14 protein-coding genes and 1 pseudogene are annotated in these 15,305 nt (G+C 57.4%); 14 read left to right on the top strand and 1 reads right to left on the bottom strand.

Going from position 1 to position 15,305, the window contains the following annotated elements:
- The 4 genes from C5O24_RS05110 to C5O24_RS05095 all read left to right on the top strand — a co-directional run.
- Nucleotides 1-622: amino acid--tRNA ligase-related protein (locus C5O24_RS05110; protein ID WP_338418703.1), on the top strand; the 622-nt coding region annotated here is incomplete at its 5' end.
- Nucleotides 619-798: a hypothetical protein gene (locus C5O24_RS05105; protein WP_107035963.1), complete on the top strand. Its 180-nt coding sequence runs from the start codon at nucleotides 619-621 to the stop codon at nucleotides 796-798. The genes C5O24_RS05110 and C5O24_RS05105, both read left to right, overlap by 4 nt.
- Nucleotides 795-1,790 (top strand): NAD(P)H-dependent glycerol-3-phosphate dehydrogenase, encoded by a 996-nt coding sequence (locus C5O24_RS05100; RefSeq protein ID WP_107035962.1) that lies wholly within the window; start codon nucleotides 795-797, stop codon nucleotides 1,788-1,790. The genes C5O24_RS05105 and C5O24_RS05100 overlap by 4 nt, the downstream gene beginning before the upstream one ends.
- A 100-nt stretch (nucleotides 1,791-1,890) precedes the next feature.
- Complete coding sequence (locus tag C5O24_RS05095) at nucleotides 1,891-3,228, top strand: glucose-6-phosphate isomerase (protein WP_107035961.1); 1,338 nt, start codon at nucleotides 1,891-1,893, stop codon at nucleotides 3,226-3,228.
- Nucleotides 3,229-3,372: 144 nt separating this feature from the next.
- Here C5O24_RS05095 and C5O24_RS05090 read toward each other — a convergent pair whose 3' ends face one another.
- On the bottom strand, nucleotides 3,373-5,349 hold the full coding sequence (locus C5O24_RS05090) for a beta-N-acetylhexosaminidase (protein ID WP_107035960.1): 1,977 nt from the start codon (nucleotides 5,347-5,349) through the stop codon (nucleotides 3,373-3,375).
- A 177-nt stretch (nucleotides 5,350-5,526) separates the two neighbouring features.
- Here C5O24_RS05090 and C5O24_RS05085 point away from each other — a divergent pair, with 177 nt between their 5' ends.
- The 10 genes and pseudogenes from C5O24_RS05085 to C5O24_RS13960 form a co-directional block, all read left to right on the top strand.
- Nucleotides 5,527-6,999, top strand: coding sequence for a capsule assembly Wzi family protein (locus tag C5O24_RS05085; RefSeq protein ID WP_107035959.1), 1,473 nt, complete (start codon nucleotides 5,527-5,529; stop codon nucleotides 6,997-6,999).
- Nucleotides 6,996-7,406 carry a lipocalin-like domain-containing protein gene (locus C5O24_RS05080; RefSeq protein WP_161553810.1) on the top strand — a complete coding sequence of 137 codons (411 nt, stop codon included), beginning with the start codon at nucleotides 6,996-6,998 and terminating at the stop codon, nucleotides 7,404-7,406. Before C5O24_RS05085 ends, C5O24_RS05080 begins: the two co-directional genes overlap by 4 nt.
- Nucleotides 7,407-7,553: 147 nt before the next feature.
- Nucleotides 7,554-8,741: an MraY family glycosyltransferase gene (locus C5O24_RS05075; protein WP_107035957.1), complete on the top strand. Its 1,188-nt coding sequence runs from the start codon at nucleotides 7,554-7,556 to the stop codon at nucleotides 8,739-8,741.
- Nucleotides 8,741-11,203, top strand: coding sequence for an SLBB domain-containing protein (locus C5O24_RS05070; protein ID WP_237613015.1), 2,463 nt, complete (start codon nucleotides 8,741-8,743; stop codon nucleotides 11,201-11,203). Before C5O24_RS05075 ends, C5O24_RS05070 begins: the two co-directional genes overlap by 1 nt.
- The gene (locus C5O24_RS05065; protein WP_107035956.1) at nucleotides 11,203-12,339 is read left to right on the top strand and encodes a Wzz/FepE/Etk N-terminal domain-containing protein; all 1,137 of its coding nucleotides are present in this window, start codon (nucleotides 11,203-11,205) and stop codon (nucleotides 12,337-12,339) included. Before C5O24_RS05070 ends, C5O24_RS05065 begins: the two co-directional genes overlap by 1 nt.
- A 4-nt stretch (nucleotides 12,340-12,343) precedes the next feature.
- Nucleotides 12,344-13,069, top strand: a complete 726-nt coding sequence (locus C5O24_RS05060; protein ID WP_202613078.1) for a glucosaminidase domain-containing protein — start codon at nucleotides 12,344-12,346, stop codon at nucleotides 13,067-13,069.
- A 34-nt stretch (nucleotides 13,070-13,103) separates the two neighbouring features.
- Nucleotides 13,104-13,574 carry a preQ(1) synthase gene (gene queF / locus C5O24_RS05055; RefSeq protein WP_107035955.1) on the top strand — a complete coding sequence of 157 codons (471 nt, stop codon included), beginning with the start codon at nucleotides 13,104-13,106 and terminating at the stop codon, nucleotides 13,572-13,574.
- Nucleotides 13,575-13,605: 31 nt separating this feature from the next.
- Entirely contained in the window at nucleotides 13,606-14,250 is a 645-nt protein-coding gene (gene queC, locus C5O24_RS05050; RefSeq protein WP_107035954.1) for a 7-cyano-7-deazaguanine synthase QueC, read from the top strand.
- Nucleotides 14,251-14,516: 266 nt separating this feature from the next.
- On the top strand, nucleotides 14,517-14,738 hold the full coding sequence (locus C5O24_RS05045) for a DUF2795 domain-containing protein (protein ID WP_107035953.1): 222 nt from the start codon (nucleotides 14,517-14,519) through the stop codon (nucleotides 14,736-14,738).
- A gap of 382 nt (nucleotides 14,739-15,120) precedes the next feature.
- Nucleotides 15,121-15,305 (top strand): annotated as a pseudogene (locus C5O24_RS13960) (recombinase); the annotation flags it as partial.

Genomic DNA, 15,305 nt, shown 5'->3' with positions numbered 1-15,305 from the left:
GTGCGAAGTTCGCTACATACAGCCCACATTCATCATCGACTACCCCATCGAGATGTCGCCGCTGACCAAGCGCCACCGCAACAACCCCGAGCTGACCGAACGCTTCGAACTGATGGTCAACGGCAAAGAGCTGGCCAACGCCTACTCCGAGCTCAACGATCCCATCGACCAGTATGAGCGCTTCGTAGAGCAGATGAAGCTCAGCGAGAAAGGCGACGACGAAGCCATGATCATCGACAAGGACTTCATCCGCGCCCTCGAATACGGCATGCCGCCTACATCAGGCATGGGCATCGGCATGGATCGCCTGGTGATGCTCATGACCGGCCAGACCACCATACAGGAAGTGCTCTTCTTCCCACAGATGCGTCCCGAAAAGACCGCCCGGCGCGACACTCCCGCACAGTTTGCCGCCGCAGGAGTGGCCGAAGAATGGGTGCCCGCACTCCACAAACTCGGAGTGCTGACCCTGCAGCAACTCGCCGCGACAGCGTCGGCGGGCAAACTGCAGCAGGATCTATGCGGACTCAACAAGAAGTTCAAGCTCGGACTGACCAATCCCTCGGCCGATGACGTAAAGCAGTGGATCGCCACCGCAGCATCGGCATCGACCGAAGAATGACATCCGCCACCACAGCGGAGAGCCGCCGGCCGACACCTGCCGACGGCGGCTCCCCTGCCGGAGCGGGACAACTGATCATCAACCATACCATGAAGTGTTTCAACGACCGACCGACGGCAACAGCATTCAGACCGAACGCTGCCGGACGCCTGTCAAAACCGATTACCCACCTATGAACTTTCCAGGTACAATAGCCGTCATGGGCGGAGGAAGCTGGGCCACGGCTCTGGCTAAGCTCCTGCTCGAAAACTGCGAATCGATCATCTGGTATATGCGGCGCGACGACCGCATAGCCGACTTCAAGCGCCTGCGGCGCAATCCGGCCTACCTGAGCGACGTCATTTTCGACATAGAGCGTATCGAATTCTCGTCGGACATCAACGAAGCGTGCCGCAATGCCGACACGCTGCTGCTGGTCATGCCGTCGCCATATTTCAAAGCCCACGTCGACAAGATCACCATCGATATATCCGACAAATATGTAGCATCGGCCGTCAAAGGGATCGTACCCGACGGCAACCAGCTCATATCCACATACATGCAGCGACGGTTCGGAGTACTTCCCGAACGCACCCTCGTAGTCAGCGGACCATGCCATGCCGAAGAGGTGGCACTCGGCCGCCAGAGCTATCTGACCGTCGGAGGCCACGACCTGTTCATGGCCGAGAAATTCGCCTCATGCCTTAGCGGCAAGACCCTCAAGACCATCACCTCAAGCGACGTCGACGGCATTGAATACGCCGCCGTGCTCAAAAACGTCTACTCCATAGCCGCCGGCATAGTCCACGGACTAAAGAACGGCGACAACTTCCTGGCAATGCTCGTCAGCAACGCCATCAGGGAGATGGAACGCTTCATCTACACCGTCTATCCGCGTCCGCGCCAGATATGCGACTCCGTGTATCTCGGCGACCTGCTCGTCACCTCCTACTCACGCTTCAGCCGCAACCATAATTTCGGCTCGATGATAGGCCGCGGCTATTCCGTCAAGGCAGCCAGGATGGAGATGGAGCAGACCGCCGAAGGATATTACGGCACCAAATGCATCCACGAGATCAACGAGCGCTACGACGTGCCTATGCCGATACTCGACGGAGTGTTCGACATACTCTACCGTGGCATCAACCCCTCGAAGGCCATCGCCAAGATGAGCGACACGTTCATCTGATCCATCCGGTGAACACTACTCCCCGTTCGACCGTTATACACCGAAGGAGCATCCGCCGCCTGACGGCAGTGCATATTACAGAAACTTATCACTTTATCAAATGGATACCATCAAAGTAAACATCAGCAACGCTTTCGGCTCCATAACCGAAAGCACCGTAAGCGCCATGCTGCCTGAAGCATCCGAAGCGCTCGCCAAAGTCGACAACGGCAGCGGAGCCGGCAACGACTTCCTCGGATGGGTGAAACTCCCCTCGGAAACCACAGCCGACCTCGTCGACGACATCATAGCCACAGCCGAGCGTCTGCGCAAGGAGTGCGAATATGTGGTGTGTGTAGGCATCGGGGGCTCATACCTCGGCGCCAAGGCAGTCATCGAGGCCCTGAGCGACTCGTTTGCAGCCTACCGCTGCGACAACGGCGCTACGAAAGTGGTGTTTGCCGGACAGAACATCGGAGAGGACTACATGCATGAGCTGCTGCAGCTCCTCGACGGCAAGAGATTCGGCATAGTGGTGATCTCCAAGTCGGGCACCACCACAGAGCCGGCAATAGCCTTCCGTCTGCTCAAAGAGAAGCTCGAGCAGCAGGCCGGCAAGCAGAAAGCCGCCGAACTGACCGTAGCCATCACTGACGCCAAGCGCGGCGCCCTGCGCCAGCTCGCCACCGAAGAGGGCTACAAGACATTTGTCATCGCCGACAACGTGGGCGGACGCTTCTCGGTGCTCACCCCCGTAGGTCTGCTCCCGATCGCAGTGGCCGGCTACGACATCCGCGCACTCCTTAACGGAGCCGCCGAGATGGAGGCCGCCACAACCGCAGCATCGCTCGACAACCAGTCGCTGCTCTACGCCGCCACCCGCAACGCGCTCTACCGCGCAGGCAAAAAGACCGAGATACTGGCCAACTTCAACCCCAAGCTCCATTATTTCGGCGAATGGTGGAAGCAGCTCTACGGCGAGAGCGAGGGCAAGGACGGCAAAGGCATATTCCCCGCTGCGGTCGACCTCACCACCGACCTCCACTCCATGGGCCAGTGGATACAGGAGGGTGAGCGCACCATATTCGAGACCGTCATCTCCGTAGCCGCGTCCGACCATGAACTGCGCGTCCCCGCCGACAGCGACAACCTCGACGGACTCAACTACATCGCAGGCAAGCGTATCGACGAGGTCAACAAAATGGCCGAGCTCGGCACACGCATAGCCCATGTCGACGGCGGAGTGCCCAACATCCAGATCACACTTCCGGCGCTTCAGGAGAAATGGCTCGGACAGCTCATCTATTTCTTCGAGAAGGCCTGCGGCATAAGCGGCTACCTGCTCGGAGTCAACCCCTTCAACCAGCCCGGCGTAGAGGCCTACAAACGCAACATGTTCGCGCTGCTCGAAAAGCCCGGCTACGAAAACGAGACGGCCGCCATACGCGCCAAGATGTAAACCGACACAGACTCTGACGCGACCTCACTGCAGACGTCAGACTCACGCTACGACACAAAAACCGTCCCCTGCAAGCCATATCGGCCGGCAGGGGACGGTTTCGTATATCGGCCGGAGCCGAACGGCTCCGGCCTATTGTCAGGATCAGCGTATATAGTTGCTCACTTTCAGATCGCTCACCTTGCTCTCAAACTGTCCAGCCTTGGCCAGAGGCAGCACGAGAGTCTGCAGGCGATACATCTTGTTCTTGCCCTCATTGTACCACTCGGTAGTGTTGTCGAGGCTGCAGAAGAGCTTGCCGTCGACATACAGGCGGGTGGCCTTGTTGGTGCCGGTGATGCGGATATCCACCTTCTCGCCAGGATAGGGACGGAAACCGAAGTCATAAAGATAGCCGTCGCGCATGAAGCCCAACATACCCTTCACGGGGTCAGCGAGATACAGCTTAGAGTCGAGCGATTCAAACAGCACTGTTCCGGGCTTTTCGAGCGTTGCATCGAGAGTAAACTCCAGAGTCCAGTCATATCCTACGTCGGAAATGCCGGTCGACTGTCCGGGGCGCAGCTGTGCCGTATCGTAGACCACCGAATGCGGATCGCCGACGCGGGCCAGCCTGTTGACGCCGGGAGCCTCGGCCAACTGCTGCGAGGCAGCTCTGAAATCGTCATAGGGAAGTGTCACCGACGGTCCGTCCCACAGCTTGGCAGCCATCACGGGAAGAGCGTCCATCACGCGGTGGTGCACATCCTGCACCGACACGCCGTTGCCCACATGGTCGTTCCACACGGCGAAATAGCCGCCGACGAGAGCCGTGTCGCGCTCCTCGAACTGCACCGGACCCACACGCGCCGGAGTCCACTCCTTGTAGAGCCACTCGGTGTTGAGATAATCGTGGTAGTAACCGGCATTGGGCACTATATACACCATGCCGTCGGGGATTGAGTTGATCTTGAATCCGAGGCGGGCCATCTCCTTGGGATCGGCATAACCGTTATACCATGCGTCGAGCATCACACCCTGCGTCTTGACGGGAGTCTCGCCCGGAGCTGTCGACAGCGACCCCCATACCCACGGAGTCTTGCCGTAGCCCTCTACAAGGCGGATGTAATGGTCCATGAACGAACGGAATCGCTCGGCCGTCTCCTTCTGTTTGTCAAATCCGGGATAATCCTTGCCGAACTCGTCGGTGCCGATATGCATGTAGCGGCCTGTGAATACCGGATCCGGACCGCCAAGATATTCATGGAAAAGCGAGTCGAGAAACGGCATTGTGGCCGGATTGAACAGATCGAGATGATCCTCGCCGAACTCCTTGCTGCCTATGCCGCGGTAGCGTGCGAATGCCAGAGCATGAGCCGGAATGTCTATCTCCGGAACGATCTCCACCATATCGCCTGCCGACGTGCGCTGCAGGTCGCGCATCTGCTGCTTCGTGTAGTAGCCGTCGCGCGAAGTCAATCCGGGGAAAGTGTCGCTCTCCATGCGGAATGCGGCATAGGTCTTGTCCCAGTCATTGGCAAAATAATACGGGAAGCCGTTGTCGTTGAGATGCAGACGCAACGAATTGATCTTATAGTACGACAGCACCTTTACCAGATCGTCGACATAATCGAGCGGGAAAAACTTACGCCCTACGTCGAGCGACAGGCCGCGCACCGGATAGTCGGGCCAGTCGGTGATCTTGCCTTTCGGGACAGCCTGTCCGGGAGTCTGCTGCGCGATCTGCAATAGCGTGCGCGTACCCCAGTAGACACCTGTAGGGGTAGGCGACGATATGGTCAGACGGCTGTCGGCGGTCATCGTGTATCCTTCGTCGCCAAGACGGCGGTCAGCCTTGATTTTCAGCTCCACATCGGAGGCCGCAGCCTTGCCCGACACCACTTCGAGCGCAGTGCCGAACATGCGCTGCCAGTCGGCGGCGAGAGAGTCGGCCACAGCCCGCAGAGCCGGATCAGCCACGACTATGCGCGACGACGTGGTGATGTTCAGCACTCCCTTCGAGCCTTGCCACTGGCGCACCTCAGGCACCACGAAAGGCTTTGGATTCGTACCGCCCGGAGCGGCCGACGCCGACACCAACGCGCAGACAAGCGCGAGCGCGGCGAGAATGGTTTTCTTCATGATAAATCTGTATATTGAAAATTATAAACGAAATCCATTGATTTTTCACAAAATTAGCAAATATTTCCACAACTATGCCATCATCAGGTGAAATGATGTACCACAGACGCTAACTGTTTTGTTATTGGGAATAAATATAGTAACTTTGCACCCTCAAAACCAAATCATTTCTCCTTAATGAGGCATATACGACTGTTAACCGCGCTTCTCACTACGGCTGCGTCGGCTCTGTGCGCTCCGGCCATAGAGCTGCCCGACAGCACATTCAGATATTCGGCCGAGGTCAACGCCACCGTCAGCTCCGGAGCCAACACCCCCTTCTGGCTCGTCAACAACCGCTTCGGCCTGTCGTCGATCGAGAAAAACAACGGCTACGTGCGCGCGTCGCTGTTCAAGGACGCCCGCAAAGAGGGCCGACGCCTTACGTGGGGCGCCGGAGTGGATCTGGCTGTACCCTGGAACTTCACCTCGTCGTTTGTGGTGCAGCAGCTCTACGCCGACCTGCGCTACCGCAATGCCGAGCTGTCGGTGGGATCCAAGGAGTGGACCGGAGGATTCAACAACCTGCGCCTGTCGAGCGGCGACCTGCTTTTCTCCAACAACTCCCGCCCCATACCGCAGGCGCGGCTGTCGCTGCCCGACTACGTCAAAGTGCCGTTTACCAACGGATGGATCGGCATCAAGGGCTATCTGGCCTACGGAGCCTTCACCGACGACAGCTGGCAGCGCCACGCCGCCAAGAACGGAGCGCGCCACACCAAGCACGTGCTGTTCCACTCCAAAGGCGGCACGCTCATGGTGGGCGACACACAGCGCTTCCCGCTCACTTTCGAAGCCGGACTTCAGATGGGCGCCCAGTTTGGCGGACAGTCTATGTTCCAAGGTCAAGTCATCGACATGCCCAACGGCTTCAAGGACTGGATCAAGGTATTCTGGCCATCGGCCGGAGGAGGCGACACCCCCTCGTCGGAACAGCTCAACGTCTATGGCAACCACACCGGCGAATGGGATTTCCGCCTCAAATGGGCACCGGCGGAGTCGGACTGGTCGGCGGCACTCTACTACGAGCACTTCTTCGAGGACCACTCGATGATGTTTTTCGACTACACATGGCGCGACATGCTTCTGGGCGTGGAGGTCAACCTGCCCAAAAACCCGATAGTCAGCGCCTTAGTTTATGAATATCTCTACACCAAAGACCAGGCCGGCCCGGTCTACTGGGATCACACTCCGGAGATACCCGAACAGGTGAGCGGACGCGACCAATACTATAACCACGGCATCTACGCCGGATGGCAGCACTGGGGCATGGGCATAGGCAATCCGTTGCTCATATCGCCGGTCTACAACCGCGACGGCTCCCTGTCGTTCAGACACAACCGTATCAAGGGCCATCATCTCGGCGTCGAGGGCAACCCCGTGCCGTGGCTCACCTGGCGCATGCTCCTGAGCTATTCGCGCAGCTGGGGCACCTACGACGCCCCGACACCGAGAGTGCTTGGCAACGTCAACACACTATTCGAAGCCACCATCCGTCCGCCAAAGCTCAAAGGATGGTCGGGAACCATATCATTTGCCACCGACGGAGGATCCCTGCTCGGACCGAGCCGTGGCGCCATGCTATCAATCAAAAAGACCGGATGGCTATGAACAGACCGCACACAACCAACTGCGCCGCAGCCATATTGGCCGCCATACTGATCATTATCTCCGCCACCTCATGCCGCAAAGGCGGCATCAACGGCGATCTCGACGGACAGTGGCGCGTGATCACAGTTGAAAACCTCGACGACAACACCGTCAGCGAGCCATACACCCTCTTCTATTGCCTCTATCTCCACACGGCCAACCTCACCAACCCGGGAGTGAAGGCCACCGCCAACATGACCTACGACAAAACCGACAGACGGCTGACGCTCGAATTTCCCTACGGCACCGATCAGCTCGCACCGTGGGGCATCTACGCCTCGCCGACCATTTTCAAGATAGAGCATCTCAACCACCAGACACTCGTCGTCACATCCGACAAGGCAAGGATCACGATGAAGAAATTCTGACCGAATCATTTGCCGAAGCCACACTAATTTAGTAATTTTGCAAACCGCGTCCGCTATCGGCGCTCTGCTGGGATGCCTTAACACTAACCTTAAAAGCAAGATGACAGTGACTCTCCATTCTGCTCACACTTTTATTCAGACCGATATATGACCACCTGGATTATCTGCTGCTTCCTGTCGACGCTGCTGAGCGTCCTCTTTGCGGGAATACTGATTCCGCAGATTCTTCTGGTGTCGTACCGTCGCAAACTGTTCGACATGCCCGACGAGCGCAAGATCCACCGCGGCACCGTGCCCCGCCTTGGCGGCATAGCCTTCACGCCGGTGATCCTGTTCAGCGTGTCGCTGCTTCTCGGCATGTCGATACTCATGGGCAACACCGACATGGAAAACATGATGCGCATCAACGCCCAGGCCATATCGTTCGGACTGTGCGCGCTGCTGCTCATGTACCTCACCGGAATGTCCGACGACCTGATCGGAGTGCGCTACCGCGCCAAGTTTGTCGTGCAGATATTCTGCGCCGTGCTGCTCATCGGAGCCGGAATGTATGTCAACGACCTCCACGGCATCATCGGCCTGGGTCATATCTCGCCATGGTTCGGCATTCCGCTGACGATACTTATCGTGGTATATGTGGTCAACGCCATCAACCTCATCGACGGCATCGACGGCCTCGCATCCGGGCTTTCGAGCGCGGCGTTCATCATCTACGGCACAGCGTTCCTGATGATCGGCAAGCCGATCTTCGCCATGCTGTCGTTCGCCTGCCTCGGAGTGCTGATACAGTTTTTCTACTACAACGTATTCGGAAGCGCCGAACGCAAAAAGAAAATATTCATGGGCGACACCGGCAGCCTGACCATCGGACTGCTCCTTGCCTTTCTGGGACTCGCGCTGCTGCAATGGTCGCCCGACAAATTCCCCACATTCCGCACCAACCCGATGATTCTGGCCGTCTCGCCGCTGATCATCCCGTGCTTTGACGTAGTGAGGGTGTTTCTCCACCGCGTGCGCCGCCACGGCAACCCGTTCCTCCCCGACAAGACCCACATCCACCACAAGATGCTGGCCATCGGACTCAACCAGCGCCTTGCCATGGTGCTCATCGTGGTGGCATCCATAACCTTCAGCATAGCCAACATACTGCTGTCGCGCTATATAGAAGTCAACCTGCTGCTCATACTCGACATCCTGCTCTGGACGCTGGCCAACCTGTGGCTCACCCGACACATACGCAGCCGCGAACGCCGCCTCGGCGTGAAGCTCATGGATCACGAAAATCCGACCAAAGAAAAAGATTCCGACAACCAACCGCACAACAACAACGACTGATGACGTCAAAGAGATTTTTCAGTTTCGGCCTCATTATAGCCGCCATGCTCACGGCTCTGACCGCATGGGCCAAAATGACCGACCAACAGGTAATCGACTACATCAAGCGCCAGAGCGCTGTCGGCAAAACCGAACAGCAGATAGGCAAGGAACTGCTCGCAAAAGGCGTCACACCCGAACAGATAGAGCGGCTGCGTGAAAAATACGAAGGCATCGAATCCGACACCAAGACCAAGAAAAGCAAGGACGGCTCCACCACTGCCTTAGGCAAACTCGAAGGCACTCGCGACAGCCGTCTGCGCAAAGCCCTCGAACCCGACGACAAGACCATCTCGACCATGACCGAGGTGTTTGACGTCATGACACCCGACTCGCTCGCACTGCTTCAGGACACCGTGGCCAAGCGCAAGATATTCGGTCATGATCTATTCAACAACAAGGCGCTCACATTCGAGCCGAACGAAAACATGGCAACCCCGTCGGACTACCGCCTCGGACCGGGCGACGAAGTGGTCATCGACATATGGGGAGCCAGCGAGGATGAGATACGCGACGTCATATCGCCCGAAGGACGCATCATGATCGAACAGATCGGACCGGTCTATCTCAACGGCCTGACCGTGGCCGAAGCCAACGACAGACTGCGCAAGGCATTCGCCACCAAATATGCGGGAGTAGCCGAGGATGAGACCGACGTAAGCCTCACCCTCGGACAGATACGCTCGATACTCGTCAACGTGATGGGCGAGGTCAACATACCCGGATCCTACAGGCTGTCGCCGTTCTCCACAGTGTTCAACGCCATCTACCGCGCAGGAGGCATCAACGACATAGGCACGCTCCGCAACATCCACGTGATACGCAACGGAAGCCGTCTTCTCGACGTTGACATCTACGACTATCTCTTCGGCGGACACGCCAACTCGGCCTCCGTCAGACTGCAGGAGGGCGACGTGATCATAGTGCCCCCCTACGAAAATCTTGTCAGCGTGGAGGGAGGCGTCAAACGCCCGATGTTCTATGAGATCCGCGAGGGCGAGTCGCTCCAGAAGCTGCTCGGATATTCGGGAGGCCTCGCCGGCGACGCATTCAGCGAACTGGTGACCGTCAGCCGTCCGACCGGCCGGCAGAACGAGATCTACAACGTGGAGAAGGCCGACTTCAACACCTATCAGCTTCGCGACGGCGATGTGGTGAAGGTAGGCACGGTCGTTGACCGGTTTACCAACCGCGTGGAGCTGCGCGGCTCCGTGATGCGTCCGGGCATGTATGCCATCGGCGACGACACGATGACACTCCGCTCGCTGCTGAAGCAGGCACAGGGACTGGCCGACGACGCATTCACCACACGCGCAATACTCTACCGCGAAGGCGAGGGCGAGACGCTCAAGGCAATGGGTGTGGCTCTCGGCGAGATTCTTGCCGGACGGGCGTCCGATGTAAAGCTACTGCCCAACGACATACTCGTGGTGGCGAGCGTGCATGAAATCGTCGACCACGGCGAACTGACCATCAACGGTCAGGTGACCAGCCCCGGCGACTACCCCTACGCCGAAGGCACCACCGTCGAAGACCTCATAGTCATGGCCGGAGGTCTGCTGCAGGGCGCATCGACCGCACGCGTCGAAGTTTCGCGCCGCATCATCGACCCGCAGAGTCTCAAACCCACCGAAAACACAGCCGAGATATTCACCTTCGCCCTCAAGGACGGCCTCGTGCTCGGCGGCGATCCCGAATTCAAGCTCAAACCCTACGACATCGTGGAAGTGCGCCGCTCTCCCGGCTACCAGACACAGAAGCTCATCGAGGTCGACGGCGAAGTGCTGTTCGACGGACAATATGCCCTGCAGCGCAAGAACGAACGCATCAGCGACATAGTGCGACGCGCCGGAGGCGTCACCGACGGAGCCTATCTCAAGGGCGCCCGACTGATGCGCAAAATGACCGACGACGAGAAGGCCGCACGCGACGAGTCGCTCAAACTCGCCATGTCGCAGTCGGAGGACTCGATCAACATAGAGCAGCTCTCGCTCAGCGACGTATATTCCGTAGGCATAGAGCTGGAGAAAGCGCTCTCGCAGCCCGGAAGCTACTATGACCTGGTGCTGAAGGACGGCGACAAGCTTATCATACCCGAAGAGATCAGCACCGTCAAGATATCAGGCGACGTGATGTTCCCCAACGTGGTGGGCTACGTGCCCGGCAAGAAGGTGGACTACTACATCAACCAGGCCGGCGGATATGGCGAACGCGCACGCAAGAACAAGGTGTTCATCGTCTACATGAACGGCACAGTGGCACGCGCCAAGGGAGGTTCGGTTCTGGAACCGGGATGCCAGATCATCGTGCCGTCCAAACCCAAGACCGGCGGCACCAACTGGGCGCAGGTGATCAGCTACGTAAGCTCGTTCGCATCGCTCGGCACCATGGCCGCCACCATCTACTCAATATTCAAGAAGTGATGACCAACGACAAAAGCGACAAACTGACCGACGGCAGCCACATGGCGCCCGACGACGATCAGCAGGAGATAGATCTGCTCGAACTCGCACGCAAGCTCTGGAACGGACGCCGCACACTGCTCCGCTGGGCCATCTACGGCGCGGTGGCCGGAATCGTGATAGCATTCTCGATCCCGAAAGAATACACCACCACCATCAAGCTCGCGCCGGAAGCCACCAACAATCAGGGCATGAGCGGAAACCTCGGAGCGCTTGCCGCCATGGCCGGCATATCGGCCGGATCAAGCACCGGAGCCGACGCTATTGGCACGCAGCTCTACCCCGACATTGTCAGCTCGGTGCCTTTCGCCATCGGACTGTTCGACGTCAAGGTGACCGACAGAGAAGGCAACGACACCATCACCGTACGCCGCTATCTCACCGAAGAGATCTCAGCGCCATGGTGGAGCTACATCACCTCGCTGCCCGCACGCGCCATAGGCGGAATCAGAAGCCTCTTCAGCGGCAGCGACGACGCCGACGACCTCCGCAAGCCCGATGCATTCCGACTCACCCCCGACGAAAGCGGCATAGCCGCCGCCCTGGCATCGAGAGTCAGCGTCGAATCGGCGGCCAAGACATCGGTCATCAGCATCAGCGTGACAATGCAGGATCCCATGGTATCGGCCATGCTGGCCGACACTGTGGCCGAACGCCTTAAGGAATATGTGATCGGCTACCGCACCAACAAGGCACGCAAGGATATGGAATATGCCCAGAAAATCAACGACGAGGCACGACAGGCCTACTACGAGGCCCAGCAGCGCTACGCCAGCTACGTCGACAACAACCAGGGCATAATACTCCGCTCCAAACGCAACGAGGAGGAGCGCCTGCAGAACGAGCAGGCTCTCGCCTTCAACCTCTACAACACCACCGCCCAGCAGCTTCAGGTGGCCAAGGCCAAGGTGCAGGAGATCACCCCGGTGTTCACCGTCGTGCAGCCATCCACCGTGCCGCTCGCGCCCTCCAAGCCATCGAAAATGCTGATACTCGTCGGATGCGTATTCCTCGCTGTAGTCGGCGCCTCGGCCTGGGTATTGTTTGGCAGCGACGTTCTCGACACATTGCGCAAGGCTCGCCAGAAGGAGGGATAAGGTCATGAAGTGGACACGGCTGATAGCACTGTTCGTCGCAGCCACGATGCTGGCCGGCTCCGGAGTCTACGCCGAGCCGCGCCGAAAGAAACCTCGCATCGCCAAGCCGCTCCGCAAGATACACACCGACACCATCGCAATTCCCGACGACATAGTGTTTGACTCGTTCGACACCCCTGCCGAGGAATCCGCCGAATCACCCTCCTTCGCCGTAAATTTCTTCTCCGGCGACGAAGCGATCATGGGTCCCACGCAGATCGATCCCGAAACGATGTGGCTGTTTGTCAGCCAGCGCAATCCCGACTTCCCTATCGAGATAGCGCAGGCGTTCTACGACGTAGGTCAGATCTACGGCATACGCGGCGACGTGGCGCTGTGCCAGTCGATACTCGAGACCGGATGGTTTCTCTACACCGGCGGCACAGCCGTCAGACCCGAGCAACACAACTACTGCGGACTCGGAGTGACGCGCAAAGGGATACGCGGACACGCCTTCAAAGATCCCCGCGAAGGGGTGACCGCCCAGATACAGCATCTATACGCCTACGCCAGCACCGGACGCCTGCCTAAAGGCGAGGGACTGGTCGACCCGCGGTTCAGCCTCGTCAGTCGCGGAGTGGCATCGACATGGCACGACCTCAACGGACGATGGGCCGCCAACAACCACTACGGCACACAGATAATGAAACTCTATGCCGACCTCTGCGCCTTCAGCGCATCGCGGCAATAAACAACCCCACACATACAATCCAACCATCACCCACATGGATCAGAACCGACACGACGACAACCTTTCGCTGCTCGGACAGTCGAAAGCCACCCAATATCCCACCGACTACGCGCCCCAACTGCTCGAATCGTTTGTCAACCGGCATCCCGACAGAGAGTATCTCGTGACACTCCGATGCCCCGAATTCACATCGCTCTGCCCCATCACCGGACAGCCCGACTTCGCGCAGATAATCATCAACTACATACCGCGCCAGCGCATGGTGGAGAGCAAATCGCTCAAACTCTACCTGTTCAGCTTCCGCAACCACGGCGACTTCCACGAGGACTGCGTAAACATCATACTCAACGACCTCGTGCGGCTCATGGATCCGCGCTATATAGAGGTCAAAGGCATATTCACCCCACGCGGAGGCATTGCCATACACCCGTTCGCATCATACGCCGACGACGAGCATCAGGAACTGGCCCGGCAGCGCATGCTCGCAGCCATGGCCGACAAATGACCGACCTCTACAACAACGACACCATACGATCATGGAAAAAGACACATTGCTGATATACAGCGGCGGACTTGACTCCACCACACTGCTGTGGGAATACGCCCCGCGCATAGCCCTCGCCGTCAACTTCTCCTACGGAGCCAACCAGAACGAACGCGAGGCCGAATGCGCCCGCTGGCAGTGCCGCAAGGCCGGCATCGAACTCATAGAGATACCGCTCGCGTTCATGAAACAATACTTCAAAAGCTCCCTGCTCGAAGGTCCCGACGCTGTGCCCGACGGACAATATGCCGGCGACAACATGTCATCGACCGTCGTACCCTTCCGCAACGGCATCATGCTCTCCATAGCCGCCGGAATAGCCGAAAGCCGCGGACTGCACCACGTGATGATGGCCAACCATTCGGGCGACCACGAGGTATATCCCGACTGCCGCCCGCAGTTTGTCGAAGCCATCAACGCCGCCATCTCAGCAGGCACCTACGCCGGAATCACACTCACCGCTCCCTACACCGGACTGACAAAAAACGAGATAGCACTGCGCGGAATGCGTCTGGGAGTCGACTACGACCACACCTACTCCTGCTATCGCGGCACGCCGCAGCACTGCGGCAGCTGCGCTACCTGCCGCGAACGCCAGCAGGCGCTGCGCTACGCCCGCGAAGCCCTCGAAGACTGACCTGCGGCCTCGCCCTGGATCACCCGGAGCCACGCCACTCCCACAATGAGCCATCTCCATCAGCCGTCCTCAATGAGGCTTCTACGAAACAAAGATCACATGAAAGTTTCTATGACGGATTCCTCGGCATTTCCATGAAATCCGCCTGTAAACTTTTTCTGACGCAAAACGTTTGCCAAAAGAAAAAGAATCACTACTTTTGCGCTCCCCGCACGCAAAGCGGATCGCAAAAAGGACAATAACGAACAATCAAAACAATCATAGCCATGTACTGGACACTCGAACTTGCATCAAAACTCGAAGACGCTCCCTGGCCCGCGACCAAAGACGAGCTCATCGACTATGCCATGCGCTCAGGCGCCCCGCTTGAAGTGATCGAAAACCTTCAGGAAATAGAAGACGAAGGCGAAACCTACGAATCCATCGAAGAAATCTGGCCCGACTACCCCTCCAAAGAAGACTTCCTCTTCAACGAGGAGGAATATTAAGCCAAAATTGGTTGATTTTATCAACTTAAATATTTGAAATACAAACGATTGACAAGTGATAAATAAACTTGTCAATCGTTTTTTATTGTCTTTCATCGCAAAATAAACTTGTCTATTTTCAAGTAGTTAGCTTGCCAAAAATTTGTTAACTTGCCTATTTATAGCTATATTTGCACCATATTCCGAACTTGGTGAGTATTTAAATAGTTATCTTCTCATCTTGGTGAGTACTTAACCTTTCAGAAATAAGAATATGGGCAGACAAAAGAAACCTTTCCCTCTCGGACATTTCCAGCTTCGGTATCCGAAGAATTACGTCAAGTCGAAAGTTTATCCTGTGGAAATAGAATATATCTTTGGTGGCAGACCAATCCGGCGCAGCATGAATATATCTGTTGCTGTGGCCGACTGGAACCCTAATGGCAACAACGGGCGTGGCGAGATTCGTGCGTCTGTTCCAGACAGCGCACGTTTCAACAAACTTCTGCTGACAAAGGTCAATAAGGTTGATGCCGGATTGAATGAATACAATCAGAAGTTTCCCGGTCAGATCAATGAGGATATAAT

Source organism: Paramuribaculum intestinale, assembly GCF_003024925.1.
GTDB classification, from domain to species: Bacteria; Bacteroidota; Bacteroidia; order Bacteroidales; family Muribaculaceae; genus Paramuribaculum; species Paramuribaculum intestinale.
Note: the sequence above shows the minus strand (reverse complement) of the source record. Positions and strands in the feature narration are given on the sequence as shown.

What these genes read in the sequence shown, in the direction of transcription:
- C5O24_RS05105 (WP_107035963.1), top strand. Translation starts at nt 619, where the DNA reads ATGACATCCGCCACCACAGCGGAGAGCCGCCGGCCGACACCTGCCGAC.
- C5O24_RS05100 (WP_107035962.1), top strand. Translation starts at nt 795, where the DNA reads ATGAACTTTCCAGGTACAATAGCCGTCATGGGCGGAGGAAGCTGGGCC.
- C5O24_RS05095 (WP_107035961.1), top strand. Translation starts at nt 1,891, where the DNA reads ATGGATACCATCAAAGTAAACATCAGCAACGCTTTCGGCTCCATAACC.
- C5O24_RS05090 (WP_107035960.1), bottom strand. Translation starts at nt 5,349, where the DNA reads ATGAAGAAAACCATTCTCGCCGCGCTCGCGCTTGTCTGCGCGTTGGTG.
- C5O24_RS05085 (WP_107035959.1), top strand. Translation starts at nt 5,527, where the DNA reads ATGAGGCATATACGACTGTTAACCGCGCTTCTCACTACGGCTGCGTCG.
- C5O24_RS05080 (WP_161553810.1), top strand. Translation starts at nt 6,996, where the DNA reads ATGAACAGACCGCACACAACCAACTGCGCCGCAGCCATATTGGCCGCC.
- C5O24_RS05075 (WP_107035957.1), top strand. Translation starts at nt 7,554, where the DNA reads ATGACCACCTGGATTATCTGCTGCTTCCTGTCGACGCTGCTGAGCGTC.
- C5O24_RS05070 (WP_237613015.1), top strand. Translation starts at nt 8,741, where the DNA reads ATGACGTCAAAGAGATTTTTCAGTTTCGGCCTCATTATAGCCGCCATG.
- C5O24_RS05065 (WP_107035956.1), top strand. Translation starts at nt 11,203, where the DNA reads ATGACCAACGACAAAAGCGACAAACTGACCGACGGCAGCCACATGGCG.
- C5O24_RS05060 (WP_202613078.1), top strand. Translation starts at nt 12,344, where the DNA reads ATGAAGTGGACACGGCTGATAGCACTGTTCGTCGCAGCCACGATGCTG.
- queF (WP_107035955.1), top strand. Translation starts at nt 13,104, where the DNA reads ATGGATCAGAACCGACACGACGACAACCTTTCGCTGCTCGGACAGTCG.
- queC (WP_107035954.1), top strand. Translation starts at nt 13,606, where the DNA reads ATGGAAAAAGACACATTGCTGATATACAGCGGCGGACTTGACTCCACC.
- C5O24_RS05045 (WP_107035953.1), top strand. Translation starts at nt 14,517, where the DNA reads ATGTACTGGACACTCGAACTTGCATCAAAACTCGAAGACGCTCCCTGG.